Genomic DNA, 18,741 nt, shown 5'->3' with positions numbered 1-18,741 from the left:
CCTGTCGTCCGGAGGGATGGTGTCCCTCCACGCTAGGTGCGTCGGTGGGCGGGCGGCACGGGGAAAGTCCCTCGCGGGCCAGGTGCCACGTCCATCCTCGGCGCCCGTGCCGCGGCTCACATCATCCCACGGGCGGAACCGCTCACCGCCCCGGGGCGGAGGCGACCTCGAGCGGGAAGCCGAGCTCGTGCGACGCACGCCGCGGCACGGCCTCGTCGGACCACAGCGCTGCGTACGTCGCGTTCGCGCACAGCGAGCGCGTCTCGGCACGATCGACGTAGAGCGTGCCGTGCAGGTGGTCGGTCTCGTGCTGGACGATGCGCGCGGGCCAGCCGTGCACGACCTCCTCGACGACCGCACCGGAACCGTCGAGCCCGCGCACGCGCACCGAGCGGTGGCGTGCGACCGACGCCTGATAGCCCTCGACGCTCAGGCACCCCTCGTAGAACGTCACACGCTCGTCGCCGACAGCCTCGTACGTCGGGTTGACGAGCACCCGGAGCGGGAGCGCGGCACGCTCGCGGGCGTCCGCGACCGTCCCGTACCCCGCGGGGAGGCCCGGGTCCTCGAGGACAGCGATGGCGAGGCCCACGCCGATCTGCGGGGCGGCGAGGCCGACGCCGGGCGCGGCGTGCATCGTCGCGACCATCGCGGCGAGCAGGTCGTCGAGCACGTCTCCGAGCTGGCCCGTGTACGTCGCAGCCACCTGCCGCAGGACGGGGTGCCCGGCCTGGACGATCGGCAGCACGCCGTCCGGATGGGCGTCGAGGAGCCCGCGGACGGCGTCACGCAGCTCGGGGAGGACGGGACCTGGAAAGCTGTTCACAGGGAGAGCCTGTCACGCACCACGTCGGCGAGGCGAGCTGCGACCCCGTCGGCCTGCAGCTGCGTCGCGGCCTCGACCATGACGCGCACGAGCGGCTCGGTGCCCGAGGACCGCAGGACGACGCGTCCCGAGCCACCGAGGAGCTTCTCGGCGTCCTGGACCGCAGCGAGCAGCCCCTCGTCCGTCGCGGCACGGACCTTGTCGACGCCGGTCACGTTGACGAGGGCCTGCGGCAGGCGCGGGATCGCCGAGGCGAGCTCGTCGAGCGTGCGCCCCGTCGACATGATGCGGTGCGCGAGCGTGAGCGCCGTGAGGACGCCGTCGCCGGTCGACGCGTGGTCGGCGAGGATGATGTGGCCGGACTGCTCGCCGCCGAGCGAGAACCCGCCCTCGCGCATGGCCTCGAGCACGTAGCGGTCGCCGACGCCCGTCTGGACGGTCGTGATGCCCGCGTCGCGCATGGCGAGGAGCAGCCCGAGGTTGCTCATGATCGTCACGACAAGGGTGTCGTGCGCGAGCCGGCCCTCGTCCTTGAGCGCGAGCGCGAGGACGCCCATGATGGCGTCGCCGTCGACGAGCTCGCCGCGACGGTCGACCGCGAGGCAGCGGTCCGCGTCGCCGTCGAACGCGACTCCGAAGTCGGCGCCCGACGCGACGACGACCGCCTGGAGCTGCTCGGGGTGCGTCGAGCCGCACTTCTCGTTGATGTTGCGCCCGTCAGGGCTTGCGTTGATGACGACGACATCGGCACCCGCGGCACGCAGCGCGGCCGGGCCGACCTCGCTCGCGGCGCCGTTGGCGCAGTCGACCGCGACGCGCAGGCCCTCGAGCGGTGTGCTGTCGCCGTCGGCGCCGATCGCACCGATGAGGTGCTCGACGTAGGCCTCGACGGCAGTCCCGCGATCCGAGGTGATGTGCCCGACGGCCGCGCCGGTCGGGCGCTCCCACTCCTCGTGGAGGCGCGCCTCGATCGCGTCCTCGACGTCGTCGGCGAGCTTGAGGCCCCCGCGTGCGAAGAACTTGATGCCGTTGTCAGGCATGGCGTTGTGCGACGCGGAGATGACGACGCCGAGGTCGACGTTCGCGGTCGCGGTGAGGTGGGCGACGCCTGGCGTCGGCAGGACACCGAGGTTGACGACGTCGACGCCGGCGCTCGCCAGACCGGCGCAGAGCGCGGACGAGAGGAACTCGCCCGAGACCCGGGGGTCGCGCCCGACGACGGCGCGCGGCCGCAGTCCCTTGAACCCGCCCGACGTGCCGAGCACGTGCGCGGCGGCGGCGCCGAGATCGAGCGCGAGCTCAGCGGTGATGTCCCGGTTGGCGAGCCCTCGCACACCGTCGGTCCCGAACAGCCGACCCATGGGTCGCTCCTTGCCCCGCGGGCCGTGGGCGGACCGCGTCTGTCGCTGGTGCCCGGTCGCCCGGGCTCTGACAGCGCCGCCGTGCGCGCGGTATCCCTCCGCACGACGCCCTGCACCGCTCCTCCGCGACGCAGGGCTGACCGGTCGCCGCAGACCAGCCTACCGCCCGCGGACGCGCTTCCACGGCAGGGTGTCGCCGCAGGGCACGGCCCCGGAACGCCCGAAGGGCCCGACGGCGAACCGTCGGACCCTTCGGAGCAAGCAGCGCGGGGCTGGCTCAGCGCTTGGAGTACTGAGGAGCCTTGCGGGCCTTCTTGAGACCGGCCTTCTTGCGCTCGACGGCACGGGGGTCACGCGTGAGCAGACCGGCCTTCTTGAGCGCGGGGCGGTTGGCCTCACGGTCGATCTCGTTGAGCGCACGGGCGATGCCGAGGCGCAGAGCGCCGGCCTGGCCCGAGGTGCCGCCGCCCGAGATGCGGGCGATGACGTCGAAGCGACCCTCGACGTCGACAGTCGCGAACGGGGAGTTCACGAGCTGCTGGTGCACCTTGTTGGGGAAGTAGTCCTCAAGGGTGCGACCGTTGATCTTCCACTGACCCGTGCCGGGGACGAGGCGCACGCGCGCGATCGCCTCCTTGCGGCGACCGAGGGCCTGACCGGGAGCAGTGATGCTCTGGCCACGGCCCTGCTGCGCAGCAGGGGTCTCGGAGGTGTAGCTGCTGGGCACGTCCTCGCCCAGGGTGTCGTTGTCGACGATGGTGTCGGCCACTGTAGGTGTCCTCGCGTCCTTGGATGCGTCCGATCAGCAGGCGGGAGCCTACTGAGCGACCTGGGTGATCTCGTACGGCTTGGGCTGCTGCGCGGTGTGCGGGTGCTCTCCACCCGCGTAGACCTTGAGCTTGCCCAGCTGCTGACGGCCGAGCGTCGTCTTGGGGAGCATGCCGCGGACGGCCTTCTCCACCGCGCGCTCGGGGTTCTTCGCGAGCAGCTCGGAGTAGGAGGTGGCCGTAAGGCCACCCGGGAACCCGGAGTGGCGGTAGGCCTTCTTCTGCTCCCGCTTGTTGCCCGTGAGGGCAACCTTGTCAGCGTTGATGATGACGACGAAGTCGCCGCCATCGACGTGCGGGGCGAAGGTGGGCTTGTGCTTGCCACGCAGCAGGGTTGCCACCTGGCTGGCGAGACGGCCCAGGACGACGTCGGTCGCGTCGATGACGTACCAGTCGCGCTGGACGTCGCCGGGCTTCGGGGTGTACGTACGCACGGTCGTAGCCTTCGTTTCGGTTGCTGTGTCTTCTCCGGCGCGTCTGGACGCTCCGGCGAGGTCGGTTGAAGGCTTCTCTCACGACCTGGCGAGTGGGGGGCACCGGTCACGGCTGGAAGCACAACGACTTGCAAGGATAGCCGCCACGGCACCACGGGGTCAAAGCGCCACGGGAGCCACGTGCGTCACACCGTGGGCGCGGAGCATTCTCCGGCCCGTCCGAGCAGGTCGGGACGGGTCACAGAACCACGGTCGCGGGCCGCGGCGACCACGCCGCAGGCCGCTCGGACACGCACGCCGGGCACCGATCGTGCGCCGTCGCGGGCGCGCACGCCTCGCACACGAGCCGCTGCGTGCGGCAGCCTGCGTCCGCGCAGTTCTCGAAGCGGGCGGTCGACGCCCCGCACCGCTCGCACTCCCCGAGCGAGCGCGCACCCGCAGCCTCGACGTGCCCGCGCCCGTCGAACACGTAGAGCGAACCGTCCCAGAGCCCCTCCGTCCCGCGCGCCTCGACGTACCGCACGATGCCGCCGTCCATCTGGTAGACGTCGCTGAACCCACGGTCCTTGAGGAGCACCGACAGCACCTCGCAGCGGACGCCGCCCGTGCAGTACGTGACGACCGGCCGGTCCTTGAGGTGGTCCCAGCGCCCCGCGTCGATCTCGCCGAGGAAGTCGCGGCTCGTCGTGACGTCGGGCACGAAGGCCCCGCGGAAGCGCCCGATGCTCGCCTCGTACGTGTTGCGGCCGTCGAGCATGACGACGTCCTCGCCCCGCTCCGCGACGAGCGCGTCGAGACCGTCGGCGTCGAGACGGGCGCCACCACCCTCGATCCCGTCCGGGCTCAGACGCACAGCCTCAGGTGCCCCGAACGCGACGAGCTCGGGGCGCACCCTGACGCTGAGCCGCGGGAAGTCCTCCCCCGTGCCGGCCGCCCACTTCGCGTCCAGACGCTCGAACCCGGGGTACTGCCGTGTGCCCTTGACGTACTGCTTGAGGTCCTCGACACGCCCGCCGAGCGTCGCGTTGATGCCGTGCGGCGCGACGACGACGCGGCCCGTGAGGTTCCACCGACCGGCAAGCTCGCGCTGCCAGAGGCGGACGGCGGCAGGGTCGGCGACGGGTGCGAACGCGTAGAAGAGGACGGTGCGGTAGGTGGCCACTCCCCCAGCCTAGGCCGTGCGTGCGGGCCTCAGCGGGCGCGCTCGACGCGTCCGGCGTCCCACACAGGCTCGTCGGACTCGATGACGACGCCGTCGGCCCCGAAGACGAGGAAGCGGTCGAAACCGCGCGCGAACCAGCGGTCGTGCGTCACCGCGAGCACGGTGCCGTCGAACGCCGCGAGCCCCCGCTCGAGGGCCTCGGCCGAGTGGAGGTCGAGGTTGTCCGTCGGCTCGTCGAGCAGCAGGAGCGTCGCCCCGCCGAGCTCGAGCAGAAGGATCTGCAGACGGGCCTGCTGCCCGCCCGAGAGCGTCTCGTAGCGCTGCTCGGCCTGCTCGACGAGCTCGTAGCGGTCGAGCGCCTTCGACGCCTGCTCGCGTCCCATGCCTGCGCGGTGGCCCTCGCCGCGGTGGAGGATGTCGAGGAGCGTCGTGCCGACGAGCTCGGGGTGCGGGTCGTTCTGCGCGAACCAGCCGGGTCGCACGCGCGAGCCGAGCATCGCTCGTCCCGTGTGCTCGACACGGGCGACGCGTCCCGGCTCGACGGGAGCCTGGTCCGGTCCGGGCTCGGTGCCGCCGCCTGCGAGGAGGCGCATGAAGTGCGACTTGCCCGAGCCGTTCGACCCGAGCACCGCGACACGCTCGCCGTACCAGACCTCGGTCGAGAACGGCTTCATGAGGCCCGCGAGCCCGAGCTCCTCGCACACGACGGCACGCTTGGCGGTGCGCCCGCCGACGAGCCGCACGCGGACGTCCTGCTCACGCGCGACGAGCTGGGGCGGGCCGGCCTCCTCGAACTTGCGCAGGCGCGTCTGTGCTGCCTGGTAGCGGCTCGCGAGCCCGTCGTTGAAGGCGGAGCGCGTCTTGAGCGTCATGACGAGGGTGCGGAGCTTCGCGTGCTCCTCGTCCCAGCGCCGCCGCAGCTCCTCGAGCCGCGCCATCCGGTCCTTGCGCGCCTCGAGGTAGGTGTCGAAGCCGCCGCCGTGCACCCAGACGTCGCCGCCGAGCGACGTCTGCTCGATCGTCGCGACGGACGTGGCCGTCCGTGCGAGGAGCTCGCGGTCGTGCGTCACGTAGAGGATGGTCTTGGGCGACGTGACGATCTGGTCCTCGAGCCAGAGCTTGGTCGGGACGTCGAGGTAGTTGTCGGGCTCGTCGAGCAGCAGGACCTCGTCCGGCCCGCGCAGGAGCGCAGCGAGGACGAGCCGCTTCTGCTCGCCGCCCGAGAGCGTCCGCAGCTCACGGTGCTGCGCCCGGTCGAACGGGATCGAGAGGACCTCGTCCGTCACCTCGTCCCACGTCGCCTCAGCCTCGTAGCCGCCGACGTCCGCCCAGTCGGCGATCGCCTGCGCGTAGCGCATCTGCGTCGGCTCGTCGTCGCGCTCCATCATGAGCGTCTCGGCAGCGTCGAGCTCGCGGGAGGCCGTGCGGATCGCGTCGTGCGCGAGGTCCGCGAGGACGTCGCGCACGGTGCGCGCGTCGTCGACGCGCCCGATCATCTGGTCCATGACGCCGAGCCCGCCCGAGCGCGACACCTTGCCCGCGTGCGGTGCGAGCTCCCCGGTGACGAGGCGCAGCAGCGTCGTCTTGCCGGCGCCGTTCGGCCCGACGAGCGCGACCTTGGCGCCGTCGCCCACGCGGAACGAGACGTCCGCGAGAAGCTCGCGGCCGTCGGGAAGCGTGTAGGAGATCCCGGAGACGTCGACATGACCCATGGGTCCATCCTCCCAGTGCCCGAGGGGCTCGGGCGACGGAAAATGAGGACTGGCCACGTCGCGCGCGACGTGGCACCGTGGGGAGGGACGCGAAGGAGCGCACCATGACGGACTCGACGGGCGCCGAAGACGGCGCGGAGCAGGGCACCGACCAGGCCTCGCTCGAGGACATGCTGCTCGACGACCAGGGCGCCGACGTCCTTGATGCGGGCTACGACCCGCCCTTCGAGGATGCGACGGAACGCTGGGGCCAGACCGCGTGGGAGTCGGGACAGGACGAGCCGCTCCGCGGGCGGCTCGCGCAGGAGCTCCCCGAGGACTCGCGCGACGGCGCGCGCGACGACAGCCTCGCCGGTCGCCTCGTCGCGGACGACGGCGGCATGCCCGAGCGCGAGAACGACGTGTACGCGACGTCCGTCGGCGTCGACGGCGGGGCGCCCACCGAGGAGGAGCTCGCGGTGCACGTCGTCACGCAGGAGAGCCTCGAGTCCGAGGACGCCCGCACGGCCGGCGAACCTGTCGACGACGCGGACGACGACGCGGACCTCGACGTGCGCGACGAAGGAGCCTGAGGGGCCGACCGCGGGTCAGGCGTCACGTCGCGCCGTGGCTCCGGGTCCGCGCGAGTCCTGCGGACGGTGGGCGAGCGACGCGTCAGGCGTTCGGTGCCTCGGGCACGACGTTCCCCGACGCGTCGAGAACCTCCTCGTCGAGCCGCCGTGCGCGCACCCGCTCGGCGCGCGCCGCGAGCTCGGCGTCGGGCGGGTAGACGACCTCCTCGAGCACGAGCCCGTGAGGAGGCACGACGGTCGGCCCGCCGACGCGTGTGCGCGCCTCGAGCACCTCGAGCGGCCACGACTCGGGGCGGCGCCCCTCTCCCACGGCGATCGACGCCCCGACGAGCGCGCGAACCATGTTGTGGCAGAACGCGTCGGCCTGGACCGACGCAAGGACGAGCCCCGCCTCCGGCCCCGCCGTCTCCCGGCGCCACGTGAGCTCCTGGAGCTCCCGGATCGTCGTCGCGCCGGGGCGCGGCTTGCAGTACGACGCGAAGTCACGCAGCCCCGTGAGCGGCGCGGTCGCACGACGCATGGCGTCGACATCGAGCGGCTTGCGGTTCCACAGCACGTGGTCGCGCGCGAGGGGGTCGAACCTCGCGGGCGTGTCCGCGACCCGGTAGGTGTACCGGCGACGCAGCGCGCCGAAGCGCGCGTCGAAGCCGTCGGGCGCCGGCGTGGCCGCGTGGACGACGACGTCCGTCGGCAGGACGCCTGCGAGACGGGCGACGAGCGCGTCCCCGGGCGTCCGACCAGAGCGCCCCGGCAGGGCGTCCCACGCGTCGAGCGGGACGTCGAGGTGCGCGACCTGCCCGCGGGCGTGCACGCCCGCGTCCGTGCGTCCCGCCACCGTGAGCCGCACGTCGTCGAGACGCAGGACCCGCGCGAGACCCTCCTCGAGGGCGCCCTGCACGGTGCGCAGCGCGGGCTGGCGGGCCCAGCCGGCGAAGTCGGTGCCCCGGTAGGCGAGGTCGAGTCGGACGCGGATCACGCCGACCATCATCCCGCACCGCGCACGACGCCACTGACCACGCCGCATCCCGCCCCGGCCCCAGCCTGAGGCCTAGCCCTAGCCCCTCCCCCGCCCGTGCCCTGTTGCCTGTCGCCTGCCGCCTGCCGCCCGCCGCCTGCCGCCTGTCGCCTGTCGCCTGTCGCCTGCGACGGTACCGCCGGGCCTACCAGCCGCGAGCACCCTGGGTTCCGTGCGCACCCTGCGCGCCGTGGGCGACGTGCGTACGGTGAGCGACCAGCCCGGCCGCTACCGTGGACCGATGGAGCAGCGCCACAGCCCTCTCACGCTCGCCGTCGACTGCGGGGGCGGCGGCCTCAAGGCCGCGGTCCTCGACGAGGCAGGAACGCTGCACGCCCCGGCGACCCGCGTCCCGACGCCCTATCCGCTGCCCCCCGAGCTGCTGGTGCGCACGATCGTCGACATCGCACAGACCCTGCCGCGCGCGGGCCGGCTCTCGGTCGGGCTGCCCGGGATGATCCGGCACGGGGTCGTCGTCGCGACCCCGCACTACGTCACGGTCGCCGGTCCGCGCTCACGCGTCGACCCCGGTCTCGTCCGCGCATGGGACGGTCACGACCTGCGCGCTGCCCTCGTCACCGCAACCGGGCTGCCGACGATCGTCGTCAACGACGCCGAGCTGCACGGTGCGGGCGTCGTCGCGGGCGTCGGGCTCGAGCTCGTCCTCACCCTCGGGACGGGGCTCGGCTCCGCCCACTTCGACGGCGGCGTCCTCGCGCCGCACCTCGAGCTCTCCCACGCGCCCGTGCGGCGGGGCACGACCTATGACCAATACCTCGGCGAGCCCGAGCGCAGGCGCCTGGGCGACGGGCTGTGGTCGCGGCGCGTCCTGCGCGCGGTCGAGGGCCTCGTCCCGGTGTTCCGCTGGGACCGGCTCCACCTCGGTGGCGGCAACGCTCGCCGCGTCTCACCCGCTGTGCTCGACCGGCTCGGCCCGGACGTCGTCGTCGTCCCGAACTCGGCCGCGCTCGTCGGCGGGGTGCGGGCGTGGCAGCTGTGGGACGGAGCGGCCTGACCTCGACCGCACATCCACCAGGAACGACCAGCGAGAGGACACGACCGCACGATCGACCCGCAGACGCAGGCCGGACAGCACGAGAGCCCGTGCACCACAGGTGCACGGGCTCTCGTCGAGAGGACTCAGGCTCAGGCCTTCGTCTCCTCCGTGGTCTCCTCGGCCGAGGGGGCCGACGGCGCCGAGTCAGCCGACTCGGGCGAGTCCGCCGACTTCGCGGACGCCGGCGTGGGGACCTTGGCGGCCTTCTCGGCGGCCTTGGTCGCCTCACGGACGACAGCCTGCTTCGGCGAGACGGGCTCGGTGACGAGCTCGATGACGGCCATGGGCGCGTTGTCGCCCTTGCGCGGCGCGACCTTGATGATGCGCGTGTAGCCGCCCTGACGCTCCGCCATCTGCGGGGCGATCTCCGTGAAGAGGATGTGGACGACCGTCTTGTCGGTCAGCGTGCGCAGCACACGACGACGCGCGGCGAGGTCGCCACGCTTCGCGAACGTGATGTGACGCTCGACGACGGGACGGAGGCGGCGGGCCTTCGTCTCGGTCGTCGTGATCTGGCCGTGCGTGATGAGCTGCGACGCGAGGTTCGCGAGGATCTTGCGCTCGTGCGACGGGCTGCCACCGAGCCGTGCGCCCTTGCTGGGGGTAGGCATTGAAGTTGCTCCTAGAGATGGGTTCGGTCGCCTCGGTGCGGGTCAGGCACCGGGCGGACCACGTCAGTACTGCGCGGAGTCGTAGTCGCCCGCGTCACCGTCGCCGTAGGCGCCGGTGTGGTCGAAGTCGATGATCGAGTCCTTGAGACCCAGGCCGAGACCGGCCAGCTTCTCCTTGACCTCGGTGATCGACTTGGAGCCGAAGTTGCGGATGTCGAGGAGGTCCGCCTCGCTGCGCGACACGAGCTCGCCCACGGTGTGGACGCCCTCGCGCTTGAGGCAGTTGTACGAGCGGATCGTGAGCTGGAGCTCCTCGATGGGCAGCGCAAGGTCCTGGGCGAGCGCGGCGTCCGTCGGGGACGGGCCGATCTCGATGCCCTCGGCCTCGACGTTGAGCTCACGGGCGAGGCCGAAGAGCTCGACCAGCGTCTTGCCCGCGGACGCGAGGGCGTCGCGCGGGGAGATCGCGGGCTTCGTCTCGACGTCGACGATGAGCTTGTCGAAGTCCGTGCGCTGCTCGACGCGCGTCGCCTCGACCTTGTAGGTCACCTTGAGGACGGGCGAGTAGATCGAGTCGACGGGGATCCGACCGATCTCGGCGTCGAACGACTTGTTCTGCGCGGCCGAGACGTAGCCGCGGCCACGCTCGACGGTGAGCTCGATCTCGAGCTTGCCCTTCTCGTTGAGGGTCGCGATGTGGAGGTCGGGGTTATGCACCTCGACGCCCGCCGGCGGAACGATGTCCGCGGCGGTGACCGCACCGGAGCCCTGCTTGCGCAGGTACATGACGACGGGCTCGTCGTTCTCCGAGGAGACGACGAGACCCTTGATGTTGAGGATGATCTCGGTGACGTCCTCCTTGACACCCGGCACCGTGGTGAACTCGTGGAGCACACCGTCGATGCGGATCGACGTCACGGACGCGCCGGGGATCGACGACAGGAGCGTACGGCGCAGCGAGTTGCCGAGCGTGTAGCCGAAGCCGGGCTCGAGCGGCTCGATGGAGAAGCGGGAGCGGTTCTCCGAGATGACCTCTTCGGTCAGCGTGGGGCGCTGTGCGATCAGCACTGGTTCTGTCCTTTCAGTGAGCGTCCGCCATATGACGTCTCACAGATGAAGAGCTGCCTGACGGGTGGACCCGCGAGACAAACGACGTGGTGAGTCGTGTGCCGCACCGTGGTGCGGCGCTGCTCCGCCGGGCCGGTCGAGCGACCGGCCCGGCGGTGCGTTGCGCGGATCAGACGCGGCGGCGCTTCGGGGGACGGCACCCGTTGTGAGCCTGGGGCGTGACGTCCTGGATCGAGCCCACCTCGAGGCCGGCGGCCTGGAGCGAGCGGATCGCGGTCTCACGGCCGGAGCCGGGTCCCTTGACGAAGACGTCGACCTTCTTCATGCCGTGCTCCTGCGCACGACGCGCAGCGGCCTCGGCGGCGAGCTGGGCGGCGAAGGGCGTCGACTTGCGGGAGCCCTTGAAGCCAACCTGGCCCGAGGACGCCCACGAGATGACAGCACCCGTGGGGTCGGTGATCGAGACGATCGTGTTGTTGAACGTCGACTTGATGTGGGCCTGGCCCACGGCGATGTTCTTCTTGTCCTTGCGACGAGGCTTGCGCGCGGCGGACGCGGCACGAGTCTTGGGAGGCATGTCCTAAATCTCTCCTGGTTGAGGTCATCGAACCACGCTGCAGCCGGGAGGGCGCTGCGTGGACTGCTGCTAGAGCGTCAGCGGGCCTTCTTCTTGCCGGCCACGGTGCGCTTGGGGCCCTTGCGGGTACGCGCGTTGGTCTTCGTGCGCTGACCGCGCACGGGAAGGCCACGACGGTGACGCAGGCCCTCGTAGCAGCCGATCTCGACCTTGCGGCGGATGTCGGCAGCCACCTCACGACGGAGGTCACCCTCGAGCTTGAAGTTGCCCTCGAGGAAGTCACGCAGAGCGACGAGCTCTGCCTCGCCGAGGTCCTTGACGCGAACCTCGGGGCTGATGCCGGTCGCGGCGACAGCCTGCTTGGCGCGGGTGCGACCCACGCCGTAGATGTAGGTGAGCGCGATCTCGACCCGCTTCTCGCGGGGGAGGTCGACGCCGACAAGACGTGCCATGTGTTCTGGCTCCTGTGGTGCGTTCGGAGGTCTGGTGCATCATCTCCCCGCGAGTCGCGGGCCCCGGCCTCCGAGCCGAGGGTTCCTCACGTCCGTGGACGGTCGGTGGTGATGCGCTGGCGCCCCGTCGTGGGGCTGGTCTGCTCGTACCTACACGTGCAGGCTGGTGCTGATCCGGTGGATCAGCCCTGGCGCTGCTTGTGCCGCACGTTCTCGCAGATGACCTGGACGCGGCCGTGGCGACGGATCACCTTGCACTTGTCGCAGATCTTCTTGACGCTGGGCTTGACCTTCATCGTGGTTCCTCCGCCTCGCCCGGCCGCCCGCACCTCGCGGTGCGCACGTCCGTCCGACGGCAGTGTCTCGGGGACGGGTTACTTGTAGCGGTAGACGATCCGGCCGCGGGACAGGTCGTACGGGCTCAGCTCGACCACCACACGGTCCTCGGGGAGGATCCGGATGTAGTGCTGTCGCATCTTGCCCGAGATGTGCGCGAGGACCTTGTGGCCGTTGGCCAGCTCCACGCGGAACATCGCGTTCGGCAGGGCTTCGACAACGCTGCCCTCGATCTCGATGACGCCGTCCTTCTTCGCCATGTCCTCCGCTGCTCCTGGTTGTACGTCCCATCCGGACCGACGCCCGGCGGACGTCTTCAGGCACGGTCCGACCGACGGTGCTCCGCCGAGAGGTACGTGCCAGGGATGGTTGGCATGCATGACACATGCCAACGCACCATCCTACGCGATGGAGCAAGGATGAGAAAGTCCGGATCTCGTGGTCGCTGTCACACGTCGGGGCGGGGCCTCTCGGCCCCGCCCCGACGCGCCATGCTCCTTCTCGGCTCAGCCCTGCGGCGGCTCGATGAGCCCGCACTCGACGGCCCGCTGCACGGTCTCTGCCGCGGAGTGGGTGCCAAGCTTGCGGTAGATCGAGCGCAGGTGGGTCTTCACCGTGTTCGTCGTGAGGTAGAGCCGACGGGCGACGGCCCCGAGCGAGTCGGCGCTCGCGAGCGCTTCGAGCACCTCACGCTCCCGCTCGGAGAGCTCGGCGACGACGCGCGGCGCAGGGAGGATGTCGGGGACACCCCGGGCCTCGAGGTCGTCGAGCGCCTCGGCCAGACCCGGCACGTCGTCGCACAGGCTGCGCAGGACGTGGCGGGGCGTGTACGCGAGGTACTGGAGGAGGCCGGACGTCGTGCACACGGCGAGCGCCTCACGGGCCGCGTGCGCGGCCTCGGCCTCATGCCCTCGTGCCGACTCTGCGGCGGCGAGCACGAGGAGCATGCCCGCCTGCAGCCGAGGAACCGCCGGCTGGACCGCGATGCCCTGGCGTGCGAGCGCGACGGCGCGCGCGAAGTCGCCGCCGTGGTACGCCGTCCGCGCGCGAGCGAGGAGGTAGGCGGTTCCCTGGCCGGCGGCACGGGCGAGGAGCGACCGCGCCTGGAAGATCCTGCTCTGGGCGAGCAGCAGGTCGATGCGGGCGGAGGTCGCGATGCTGCCGACGAGGTCCTCCGGCTCACCGGCGGTCGACCGAGCGGCTGCCGCCTCGTCTGCCTCCGCCATCACGTCGTGGTCGCCTCGCACGAGTGCCGCGAGGAGCCGGACGGTCACCGCGAGACCACGCGCCTCGTCGACGACGTCGTCGGCGGCGAGGAACGACTCGAGCTCCGGGGCCCGCGGGTCGAGGCGCCCGACGGCGACGAGCGCCTGGGTCGCGGCGACGAACGTCGCGAGCGCGGGCTCGGTCGCCAGAACGTCCGGCGCGTCGTCGTCGAGGGTCGCGAGCCAGCGCGCAGCCGACGAGATCTCCCCGTGGACGACGTCGACCAGCGCCGCGCCCACCGCAGCACGGGTCCGCAACCGCGCGTCGGCCAGCTCGTCGGCGAGCAGGTGCGCGTCGGCGAACGCGACGCGCGCGACGGGCGAGTCGCCCGCGACGAGCCGCTCGGTGGCCCACTCGCACAGCACGAGGGCGAGCCGGCGACGCACCTGAGGTTCGACGTCCCGGTAGCGCACGGTCGGGTCCTGGGCGCGCGCGATCGGCTCGACGCCTGGGACCTCGAAGACACGGCGCAGCAACGGAGCGAGCGTCCCGGGCACCGCGGGCGCGACGCCCTGGACCTCGGCACCCGTGCTTCTCACCGCGACGTAGTCCCGCAGCACGACGAGGCGCGCGCTGCGCGCGACGACCTCGGCGGGAAGCCGCTCCAGCAGACCGAGCAGCTCGTGCTCGCCGTACCCGACGAGCGCGTGCCATCCAGACTCGACGCTCTCGACGAGCTCGTCCCACAGGCGTGCCCGCACGAGGTGGACGACAGCGGTTCCCGCGCGCCCCTCGGCGAGAAGCTCACGCGCGACGGTACGGGAGAGCTCTGCGAAGAGCTCGGGCTGCTCGGCACGCAGCCGCTGCACGCACTCGCGGCGGACGGCGGTGAGGTGCGAGAGCACCGTGGTACCCCCGACGGTGCGGCTCCGCACGAGCCCTGCGCCCTGGAGGACGGAGAGGCAGGCCTTGACGTCGACGCCGGGACACAGCGCCGCCGCCTGCTCCACCGTGAACTCGGCGAGGAGCGAGGTCCGCAGGACGAGGTCGGCGAGACCGGGCGTCGCGAACTCGTCCCAGGCGGCGCGAAGGAACCAACGTCCCGCGTCGAGGTCGACGACGACGTCGTCGGCACCGAGGTGGGCGACCGCGGTCCCGGCGAGCACGACACGGACGAGGGCGGGCCAGCCGCCGGTGTCCTCGACGAGCTGCGCCGCTGCCTCGCGGCCGAGCGGGAGGCCCTGCTGCGCAGCGAGCGCCGAGACGTCCTCGGCGCTGAGCGCAAGGTCTGCCGGGCGGAGCACGCGCGAGTCGACGGTTGCTGCGCCGACGACCTCGAGGAGCCCGACCTCTCGTGCGCACACGATGAGGTGGAGCTGCTCCGCCGCCTTGACGAGGTCGAGGAGCGAGCTCTCGAGGGCGTGGCCGGCGCCGGGCAGCTGCTCGAGACGGTCGATGACGACGACGACGGGCCGCTCGCGCGAGAGCAGCACGTGCAGCGCGTCGTCGGGACCGGCGGCGCCGAGGGGTGCCCTGCTGCCCGGTGTCACCTCGATGAGGCGGGCGACGAGCTGGTGCCAGAAGGCGGCTGCAGGGGCCTCGTCGGGCACCGGGACGATGTCCGCTCCGAGCCAGACGACGTCGAGGTCCTCCTCCTGGAGAGCCCGCAGCCACTGTGCGGCGAGCGTCGACTTGCCGAAGCCGTGCGGGGCCCGGACGATCGTCAGCGGTTCAGGACCGCTGGTGTTGGCGAGGTTCCTGGAGAGAGGCGCCCTGGACGACTGGGTCCTGGGAAGGCCTCGGTAGTTGGTTCTTGCGGCTGGTTGGTGCGCGGCATCCGCGCGCACGGGTACTCCGATGGTCATGTCAACACGCTCCCCCGAGACGTGGCTGGTGTGGACCGCCCGGTTGGGGCGGCTGCGACCACGCTAGACGGCTCGCCCGGGGTGAGCCTGAGTGTCCGCACCCAGGCGAGGGAGGCCGCACGCGGAGATCGCGGTGCAAACTGGGCCCTACGACCCAGACATCACGCCACGGTAGGTGCACGTAGGACATCTCGCACGCCGAGTTCAATCATTGTGGACGCCGAGGGGTGCTACCACCCTGTGGGGGCCTCAGCCACGACTCATGGCGCTGAGCGGAACCCCTGCGGCCGCGAGCATCTCCGCACCGCCGTCCGCAGCCGTGAGCACCCAGAGACCGTCCTCGAGCACGGCGACAGTGTGCTCCCAGTGCGCGGCGCGGGCCCCGTCGTCGGTGACGACGGTCCAGTCGTCCTCACAGACCTGCGTGAAGCGTTCGCCGCGGCAGACCATCGGCTCGATCGCGACGCACATGCCCGGGCGCACCCGCGCACCCTTCTCGCGCGACCGGAAGTTCGGGACGTCGGGCGTCTGGTGCATCTCAGTGCCGATGCCGTGACCCACGTACTCCTCGACGATGCCGTAGACCAGGCCGTGCTCCTCCCCCGCCGCGGTGATCGCCTCGTCGATCGCCGCGCTCACCTCGCCGATCCGGGAGGCATCGTGCAGGGCGGCGATGCCGGCCCACATCGCGTCGTGGGTCGCACGGCTCAACGCGACGTCCTCGGGGTCAGCGTCATCGAGCACGACCGTCACCGCAGAGTCGCCGTGCCATCCGTCGACGATCGCGCCGCAGTCGATCGAGACGACGTCGCCCGGTTCGAGGACACGCGACCCCGGGATGCCGTGGACGACCTCGTCGTTGACCGAGATGCACGTGCTCGCAGGGAACCCTTGGTAACCGAGGAACGACGCCGTCGCCCCGGCCGCCGTGATGACAGCCGCCGCGATGGCATCGAGCTCGGCCGTCGTCACGCCCGGTCGGGCGGCCTCCTGGACCGCTGCAAGCGCACGGACCACGACGAGGCCCGCCTCACGCATGAGACGGACCTCGTCAGGTGTCTTGAGCTCGACACGCTCGATGCCGAACATCGACGTTCCTCGCGCGGGTCAGCCGACGAGCGGTGCGATCGCCGCGAGCAGCCGGTCGGTGACCTCGTCGAGCTCGCCGATTCCGTCGACGGCGACGAGCGCGTCGCGGTCCGCGTAGAGGCCCGAGACGGGGGCCGTCTGCTCGCCGTAGATCGCGAGGCGCGTGCGGATGACGTCCTCCGTGTCGTCGACGCGGCCTTCGATCTCGGCACGCTTGAGAAGACGCGCGGTGACGATCTCGGGGTCAGCCGTGAGCTCGACGGCGCCGTCGAGCTCGACGCCGAGCTCACCGAGGATGACGTCGAGCTCGGCCACCTGCGCGGTGTTCCGCGGGTAGCCGTCGAGCAGGAAGCCCTCGGCCGCGTCAGGCTCGGCGAGGCGCGCGCGCACCATGTCGTTCGTCACCGAGTCCGGGACGAGCTCGCCCTTGTCGGTGTACGACTGCGCAAGCCTGCCAAGCTCGGTGCCACCCTTGATGTTGGCGCGGAAGATGTCGCCCGTGGAGATGGCGGGGACGCCGAGGCGCTCGGAGAGGCGGGCGGCCTGCGTGCCCTTGCCCGCACCCGGTGCACCGAGGAGGACCAGACGTGCGCTCATCGGAGGAACCCTTCGTAGTGACGCTGCTGGAGCTGGGAGTCGACCTGCTTGACCGTGTCGAGGCCGACACCGACGATGATGATGATCGACGTCCCGCCGAACGGAACGTTCGAGATGCCCAGCAGGATGAACACGAACGTCGGGATGAGCGAGACGAGCGCGAGGTAGAGCGCGCCGACCGTCGTGATGCGGGTGATGACGTAGTCGAGGAACTCGGCCGTCGGACGGCCCGCGCGAATCCCGGGGATGAAGCCGCCGTACTTCTTCATGTTGTCCGCGACCTCGTCCGGGTTGAACGTGATCGCCGTGTAGAAGAACGCGAAGAACACGATCATCACGGTGAAGAGCACGAGGTGCAGCGGCGCGCTCGGGAGGGCGAGGTTCTCGCTCACCCAACGCACCCAGGCTCTGTCCGCCGGCCCGAACTGCGCGAGCATCGTGGGCACCTGGAGGATTGACGACGCGAAGATCACGGGGATGACGCCCGCGATGTTGATCTTCACGGGGATGTAGGTGCTCGTGCCGCCGTACATGCGGCGTCCGACCATGCGCTTGGCGTACTGCACGTTGATGCGACGCTGAGACTGCTCGACGAAGACGATGACGGCGACCACCGCGACGACCATGACGACGAAGATCAGGGTGTTGCGGAAGCCGTTGTTGCCACCGGCGACGGAGCTGATGATCCCGGGGAAGCCCGCAGCGATCGAGGTGAAGATGAGGAGGGACATGCCGTTGCCGACGCCGCGCTCCGTGATGAGCTCACCCATCCACATGATGACGCCGGTGCCGGCGGTGAGCGTGAGGATCATGAGCCCCGCGGTCCCCCACGAGTCGTCGACGAGCAGGCTCTCTGTGCCTCCGAAAAGCTGACCCGTCCGCGCAAGGGTGACGATCGTCGTCGCCTGGAGGATGCCGAGGCCGATCGTCAGGTAGCGCGTGTACTGGGTGAGCTTCGTCTGACCCGACTGCCCCTCCTTGTGGAGGGCCTCGAAACGGGGGATGACGACCCGCAGCAGCTGGATGATGATGCTCGCGGTGATGTACGGCATGATGCCGAGCGCGAGGATCGACAGCTGGATGAGAGCCCCACCGCTGAAGAGGTTGATCATGTCGAGCAGAGCGTTCTCGCCGGAGGAGAAGCTCTGGACCTTCGCGTAGTCGACCCCCGGTGCCGGGATGAAGGACCCGACACGGTAGAGCGCCATCATCGCGATCGTGAAGAGCAGCTTCTTCCGCAGGTCGGGTGTGCGGAATGCCCGTCCGAATGCGCCAAACACGAGTTCCTCCTGCCCCGCCGAGCGACGGGAATCGTGGCACCGCACAGCGATGCTGTCCAGGGCGACCGCGCGGTCGCCCTCGGCACTCTAGCGTGGATCACGCCGGTGCGTGGTCCCCGACCGGTCGTCATCCTCGGCGAGGACGACGTCAGGGTCCGGGACGCGGACGAGGCCGGGGGTGCATATGCACCACCCGGCCTCGACCGTGAATCTCAGGCCTCGGTCACCGAGCCACCCGCGGCAAGGATCTTCTCCTTGGCCGAGGCGGACACGGCGTCGACCGCGACGTTGAGCTTGACCGTGAGCTCGCCGGTGCCGAGCACCTTGACGAGCTGCCCCTTGCGGACCGCGCCCTTGGCGACGAGGTCCTCGACGGTGACGACGCCACCGGCGGGGTAGAGAGCACCGAGCTTGTCCAGGTTGACGACCTGGAACTCGACACGGAACGGGTTCTTGAAGCCGCGCAGCTTCGGAAGGCGCATGTGGAGGGGCATCTGCCCACCCTCGAAACGCTCCGGAACCTGGTAGCGGGCCTTCGTACCCTTGGTACCGCGGCCTGCGGTCTTGCCCTTGGACGCCTCACCACGACCCACACGGGTCTTGGCGGTCTTGGCGCCCGGGGCGGGACGCAGGTGGTGGACCTTGAGCGCCGTGCCCTGCACGGTCTCCTCGGTCTTCTTGGCCTCGGCCATGA

Annotated in this window: 20 protein-coding genes; 2 read left to right on the top strand and 18 right to left on the bottom strand. The window is 71.2% G+C overall.

Going from position 1 to position 18,741, the window contains the following annotated elements:
• Positions 1 to 142: 142 nt before the first annotated feature.
• From G7063_RS03340 to G7063_RS03315, 6 genes are all read right to left on the bottom strand, one after another.
• Entirely contained in the window at positions 143 to 826 is a 684-nt protein-coding gene (locus tag G7063_RS03340; protein ID WP_166413125.1) for a peptide deformylase, read from the bottom strand.
• Positions 823 to 2,187 (bottom strand): phosphoglucosamine mutase, encoded by a 1,365-nt coding sequence (gene glmM, locus G7063_RS03335; protein ID WP_166413124.1) that lies wholly within the window; start codon positions 2,185 to 2,187, stop codon positions 823 to 825. The genes G7063_RS03340 and glmM overlap by 4 nt, the downstream gene beginning before the upstream one ends.
• A 277-nt stretch (positions 2,188 to 2,464) precedes the next feature.
• Positions 2,465 to 2,956, bottom strand: a complete 492-nt coding sequence (rpsI, locus tag G7063_RS03330) for a 30S ribosomal protein S9 (protein WP_166413123.1) — start codon at positions 2,954 to 2,956, stop codon at positions 2,465 to 2,467.
• Positions 2,957 to 3,004: 48 nt separating this feature from the next.
• Positions 3,005 to 3,448: a 50S ribosomal protein L13 gene (gene rplM / locus G7063_RS03325; protein WP_166413122.1), complete on the bottom strand. Its 444-nt coding sequence runs from the start codon at positions 3,446 to 3,448 to the stop codon at positions 3,005 to 3,007.
• A 238-nt stretch (positions 3,449 to 3,686) separates the two neighbouring features.
• The gene (locus G7063_RS03320; RefSeq protein ID WP_166413121.1) at positions 3,687 to 4,610 is read right to left on the bottom strand and encodes a rhodanese-related sulfurtransferase; all 924 of its coding nucleotides are present in this window, start codon (positions 4,608 to 4,610) and stop codon (positions 3,687 to 3,689) included.
• A 29-nt stretch (positions 4,611 to 4,639) separates the two neighbouring features.
• Entirely contained in the window at positions 4,640 to 6,322 is a 1,683-nt protein-coding gene (locus tag G7063_RS03315) for an ABC-F family ATP-binding cassette domain-containing protein (protein WP_166413120.1), read from the bottom strand.
• 104 nt (positions 6,323 to 6,426) lie between these two features.
• Between G7063_RS03315 and G7063_RS03310 the strand changes: the two genes are divergently transcribed.
• Positions 6,427 to 6,894 carry a DUF5709 domain-containing protein gene (locus G7063_RS03310; protein WP_206188200.1) on the top strand — a complete coding sequence of 156 codons (468 nt, stop codon included), beginning with the start codon at positions 6,427 to 6,429 and terminating at the stop codon, positions 6,892 to 6,894.
• Between the two features lie 82 nt (positions 6,895 to 6,976).
• Here the strand turns inward: G7063_RS03310 and truA are convergent, their stop codons facing one another.
• The gene (truA, locus tag G7063_RS03305) at positions 6,977 to 7,879 is read right to left on the bottom strand and encodes a tRNA pseudouridine(38-40) synthase TruA (RefSeq protein ID WP_166415173.1); all 903 of its coding nucleotides are present in this window, start codon (positions 7,877 to 7,879) and stop codon (positions 6,977 to 6,979) included.
• A 271-nt stretch (positions 7,880 to 8,150) separates the two neighbouring features.
• On the opposite strand from truA, the gene G7063_RS03300 reads away from it, so the two are divergent.
• Positions 8,151 to 8,924: an ROK family protein gene (locus tag G7063_RS03300; protein ID WP_166415172.1), complete on the top strand. Its 774-nt coding sequence runs from the start codon at positions 8,151 to 8,153 to the stop codon at positions 8,922 to 8,924.
• A gap of 131 nt (positions 8,925 to 9,055) precedes the next feature.
• Here the strand turns inward: G7063_RS03300 and rplQ are convergent, their stop codons facing one another.
• The 11 genes from rplQ to rplO form a co-directional block, all read right to left on the bottom strand.
• Positions 9,056 to 9,577, bottom strand: coding sequence for a 50S ribosomal protein L17 (gene rplQ, locus G7063_RS03295; RefSeq protein WP_166413119.1), 522 nt, complete (start codon positions 9,575 to 9,577; stop codon positions 9,056 to 9,058).
• 63 nt (positions 9,578 to 9,640) lie between these two features.
• A complete protein-coding gene (locus G7063_RS03290) occupies positions 9,641 to 10,645 on the bottom strand; it encodes a DNA-directed RNA polymerase subunit alpha (protein ID WP_166413118.1) in 1,005 nt (334 codons plus the stop codon).
• A 169-nt stretch (positions 10,646 to 10,814) separates the two neighbouring features.
• On the bottom strand, positions 10,815 to 11,222 hold the full coding sequence (gene rpsK / locus G7063_RS03285; protein ID WP_102509332.1) for a 30S ribosomal protein S11: 408 nt from the start codon (positions 11,220 to 11,222) through the stop codon (positions 10,815 to 10,817).
• Between the two features lie 77 nt (positions 11,223 to 11,299).
• The gene (rpsM, locus tag G7063_RS03280) at positions 11,300 to 11,674 is read right to left on the bottom strand and encodes a 30S ribosomal protein S13 (RefSeq protein WP_166413117.1); all 375 of its coding nucleotides are present in this window, start codon (positions 11,672 to 11,674) and stop codon (positions 11,300 to 11,302) included.
• A 182-nt stretch (positions 11,675 to 11,856) separates the two neighbouring features.
• On the bottom strand, positions 11,857 to 11,970 hold the full coding sequence (gene rpmJ, locus G7063_RS03275) for a 50S ribosomal protein L36 (RefSeq protein WP_098457534.1): 114 nt from the start codon (positions 11,968 to 11,970) through the stop codon (positions 11,857 to 11,859).
• 78 nt (positions 11,971 to 12,048) lie between these two features.
• Positions 12,049 to 12,270: a translation initiation factor IF-1 gene (gene infA / locus G7063_RS03270; protein WP_012867920.1), complete on the bottom strand. Its 222-nt coding sequence runs from the start codon at positions 12,268 to 12,270 to the stop codon at positions 12,049 to 12,051.
• Positions 12,271 to 12,516: 246 nt separating this feature from the next.
• Entirely contained in the window at positions 12,517 to 15,081 is a 2,565-nt protein-coding gene (locus tag G7063_RS03265; protein ID WP_166413115.1) for a LuxR C-terminal-related transcriptional regulator, read from the bottom strand.
• Positions 15,082 to 15,330: 249 nt separating this feature from the next.
• Positions 15,331 to 16,170, bottom strand: coding sequence for a type I methionyl aminopeptidase (gene map, locus G7063_RS03260; RefSeq protein WP_166413113.1), 840 nt, complete (start codon positions 16,168 to 16,170; stop codon positions 15,331 to 15,333).
• Positions 16,171 to 16,188: 18 nt separating this feature from the next.
• Positions 16,189 to 16,767: an adenylate kinase gene (locus G7063_RS03255; RefSeq protein ID WP_166413112.1), complete on the bottom strand. Its 579-nt coding sequence runs from the start codon at positions 16,765 to 16,767 to the stop codon at positions 16,189 to 16,191.
• Positions 16,764 to 18,047 (bottom strand): preprotein translocase subunit SecY, encoded by a 1,284-nt coding sequence (gene secY / locus G7063_RS03250; protein ID WP_166413110.1) that lies wholly within the window; start codon positions 18,045 to 18,047, stop codon positions 16,764 to 16,766. Before secY ends, G7063_RS03255 begins: the two co-directional genes overlap by 4 nt.
• 212 nt (positions 18,048 to 18,259) lie before the next feature.
• Complete coding sequence (gene rplO, locus G7063_RS03245) at positions 18,260 to 18,739, bottom strand: 50S ribosomal protein L15 (protein WP_166413108.1); 480 nt, start codon at positions 18,737 to 18,739, stop codon at positions 18,260 to 18,262.
• Positions 18,740 to 18,741 lie beyond the last annotated feature (2 nt).

It is taken from the genome of Sanguibacter sp. HDW7 (assembly GCF_011300875.1).
Taxonomy (GTDB): Bacteria; Actinomycetota; Actinomycetes; order Actinomycetales; family Cellulomonadaceae; genus Flavimobilis.
The sequence above is the reverse complement of the archived record's forward strand: the minus strand, read 5'-3'. Positions and strand labels throughout refer to the sequence as shown.

Bases quoted from the DNA above. Each gene is read 5' to 3' on its own strand.
- G7063_RS03310 (WP_206188200.1), top strand. From the start codon at position 6,427: ATGACGGACTCGACGGGCGCCGAAGACGGCGCGGAGCAGGGCACCGAC.
- map (WP_166413113.1), bottom strand. From the start codon at position 16,170: ATGTTCGGCATCGAGCGTGTCGAGCTCAAGACACCTGACGAGGTCCGT.
- rpsM (WP_166413117.1), bottom strand. From the start codon at position 11,674: ATGGCACGTCTTGTCGGCGTCGACCTCCCCCGCGAGAAGCGGGTCGAG.
- truA (WP_166415173.1), bottom strand. From the start codon at position 7,879: ATGGTCGGCGTGATCCGCGTCCGACTCGACCTCGCCTACCGGGGCACC.
- infA (WP_012867920.1), bottom strand. From the start codon at position 12,270: ATGGCGAAGAAGGACGGCGTCATCGAGATCGAGGGCAGCGTTGTCGAA.
- rpsK (WP_102509332.1), bottom strand. From the start codon at position 11,222: ATGCCTCCCAAGACTCGTGCCGCGTCCGCCGCGCGCAAGCCTCGTCGC.
- glmM (WP_166413124.1), bottom strand. From the start codon at position 2,187: ATGGGTCGGCTGTTCGGGACCGACGGTGTGCGAGGGCTCGCCAACCGG.
- G7063_RS03315 (WP_166413120.1), bottom strand. From the start codon at position 6,322: ATGGGTCATGTCGACGTCTCCGGGATCTCCTACACGCTTCCCGACGGC.
- rpmJ (WP_098457534.1), bottom strand. From the start codon at position 11,970: ATGAAGGTCAAGCCCAGCGTCAAGAAGATCTGCGACAAGTGCAAGGTG.
- rplQ (WP_166413119.1), bottom strand. From the start codon at position 9,577: ATGCCTACCCCCAGCAAGGGCGCACGGCTCGGTGGCAGCCCGTCGCAC.
- rplO (WP_166413108.1), bottom strand. From the start codon at position 18,739: ATGGCCGAGGCCAAGAAGACCGAGGAGACCGTGCAGGGCACGGCGCTC.
- G7063_RS03255 (WP_166413112.1), bottom strand. From the start codon at position 16,767: ATGAGCGCACGTCTGGTCCTCCTCGGTGCACCGGGTGCGGGCAAGGGC.
- G7063_RS03300 (WP_166415172.1), top strand. From the start codon at position 8,151: ATGGAGCAGCGCCACAGCCCTCTCACGCTCGCCGTCGACTGCGGGGGC.
- G7063_RS03265 (WP_166413115.1), bottom strand. From the start codon at position 15,081: ATGACCATCGGAGTACCCGTGCGCGCGGATGCCGCGCACCAACCAGCC.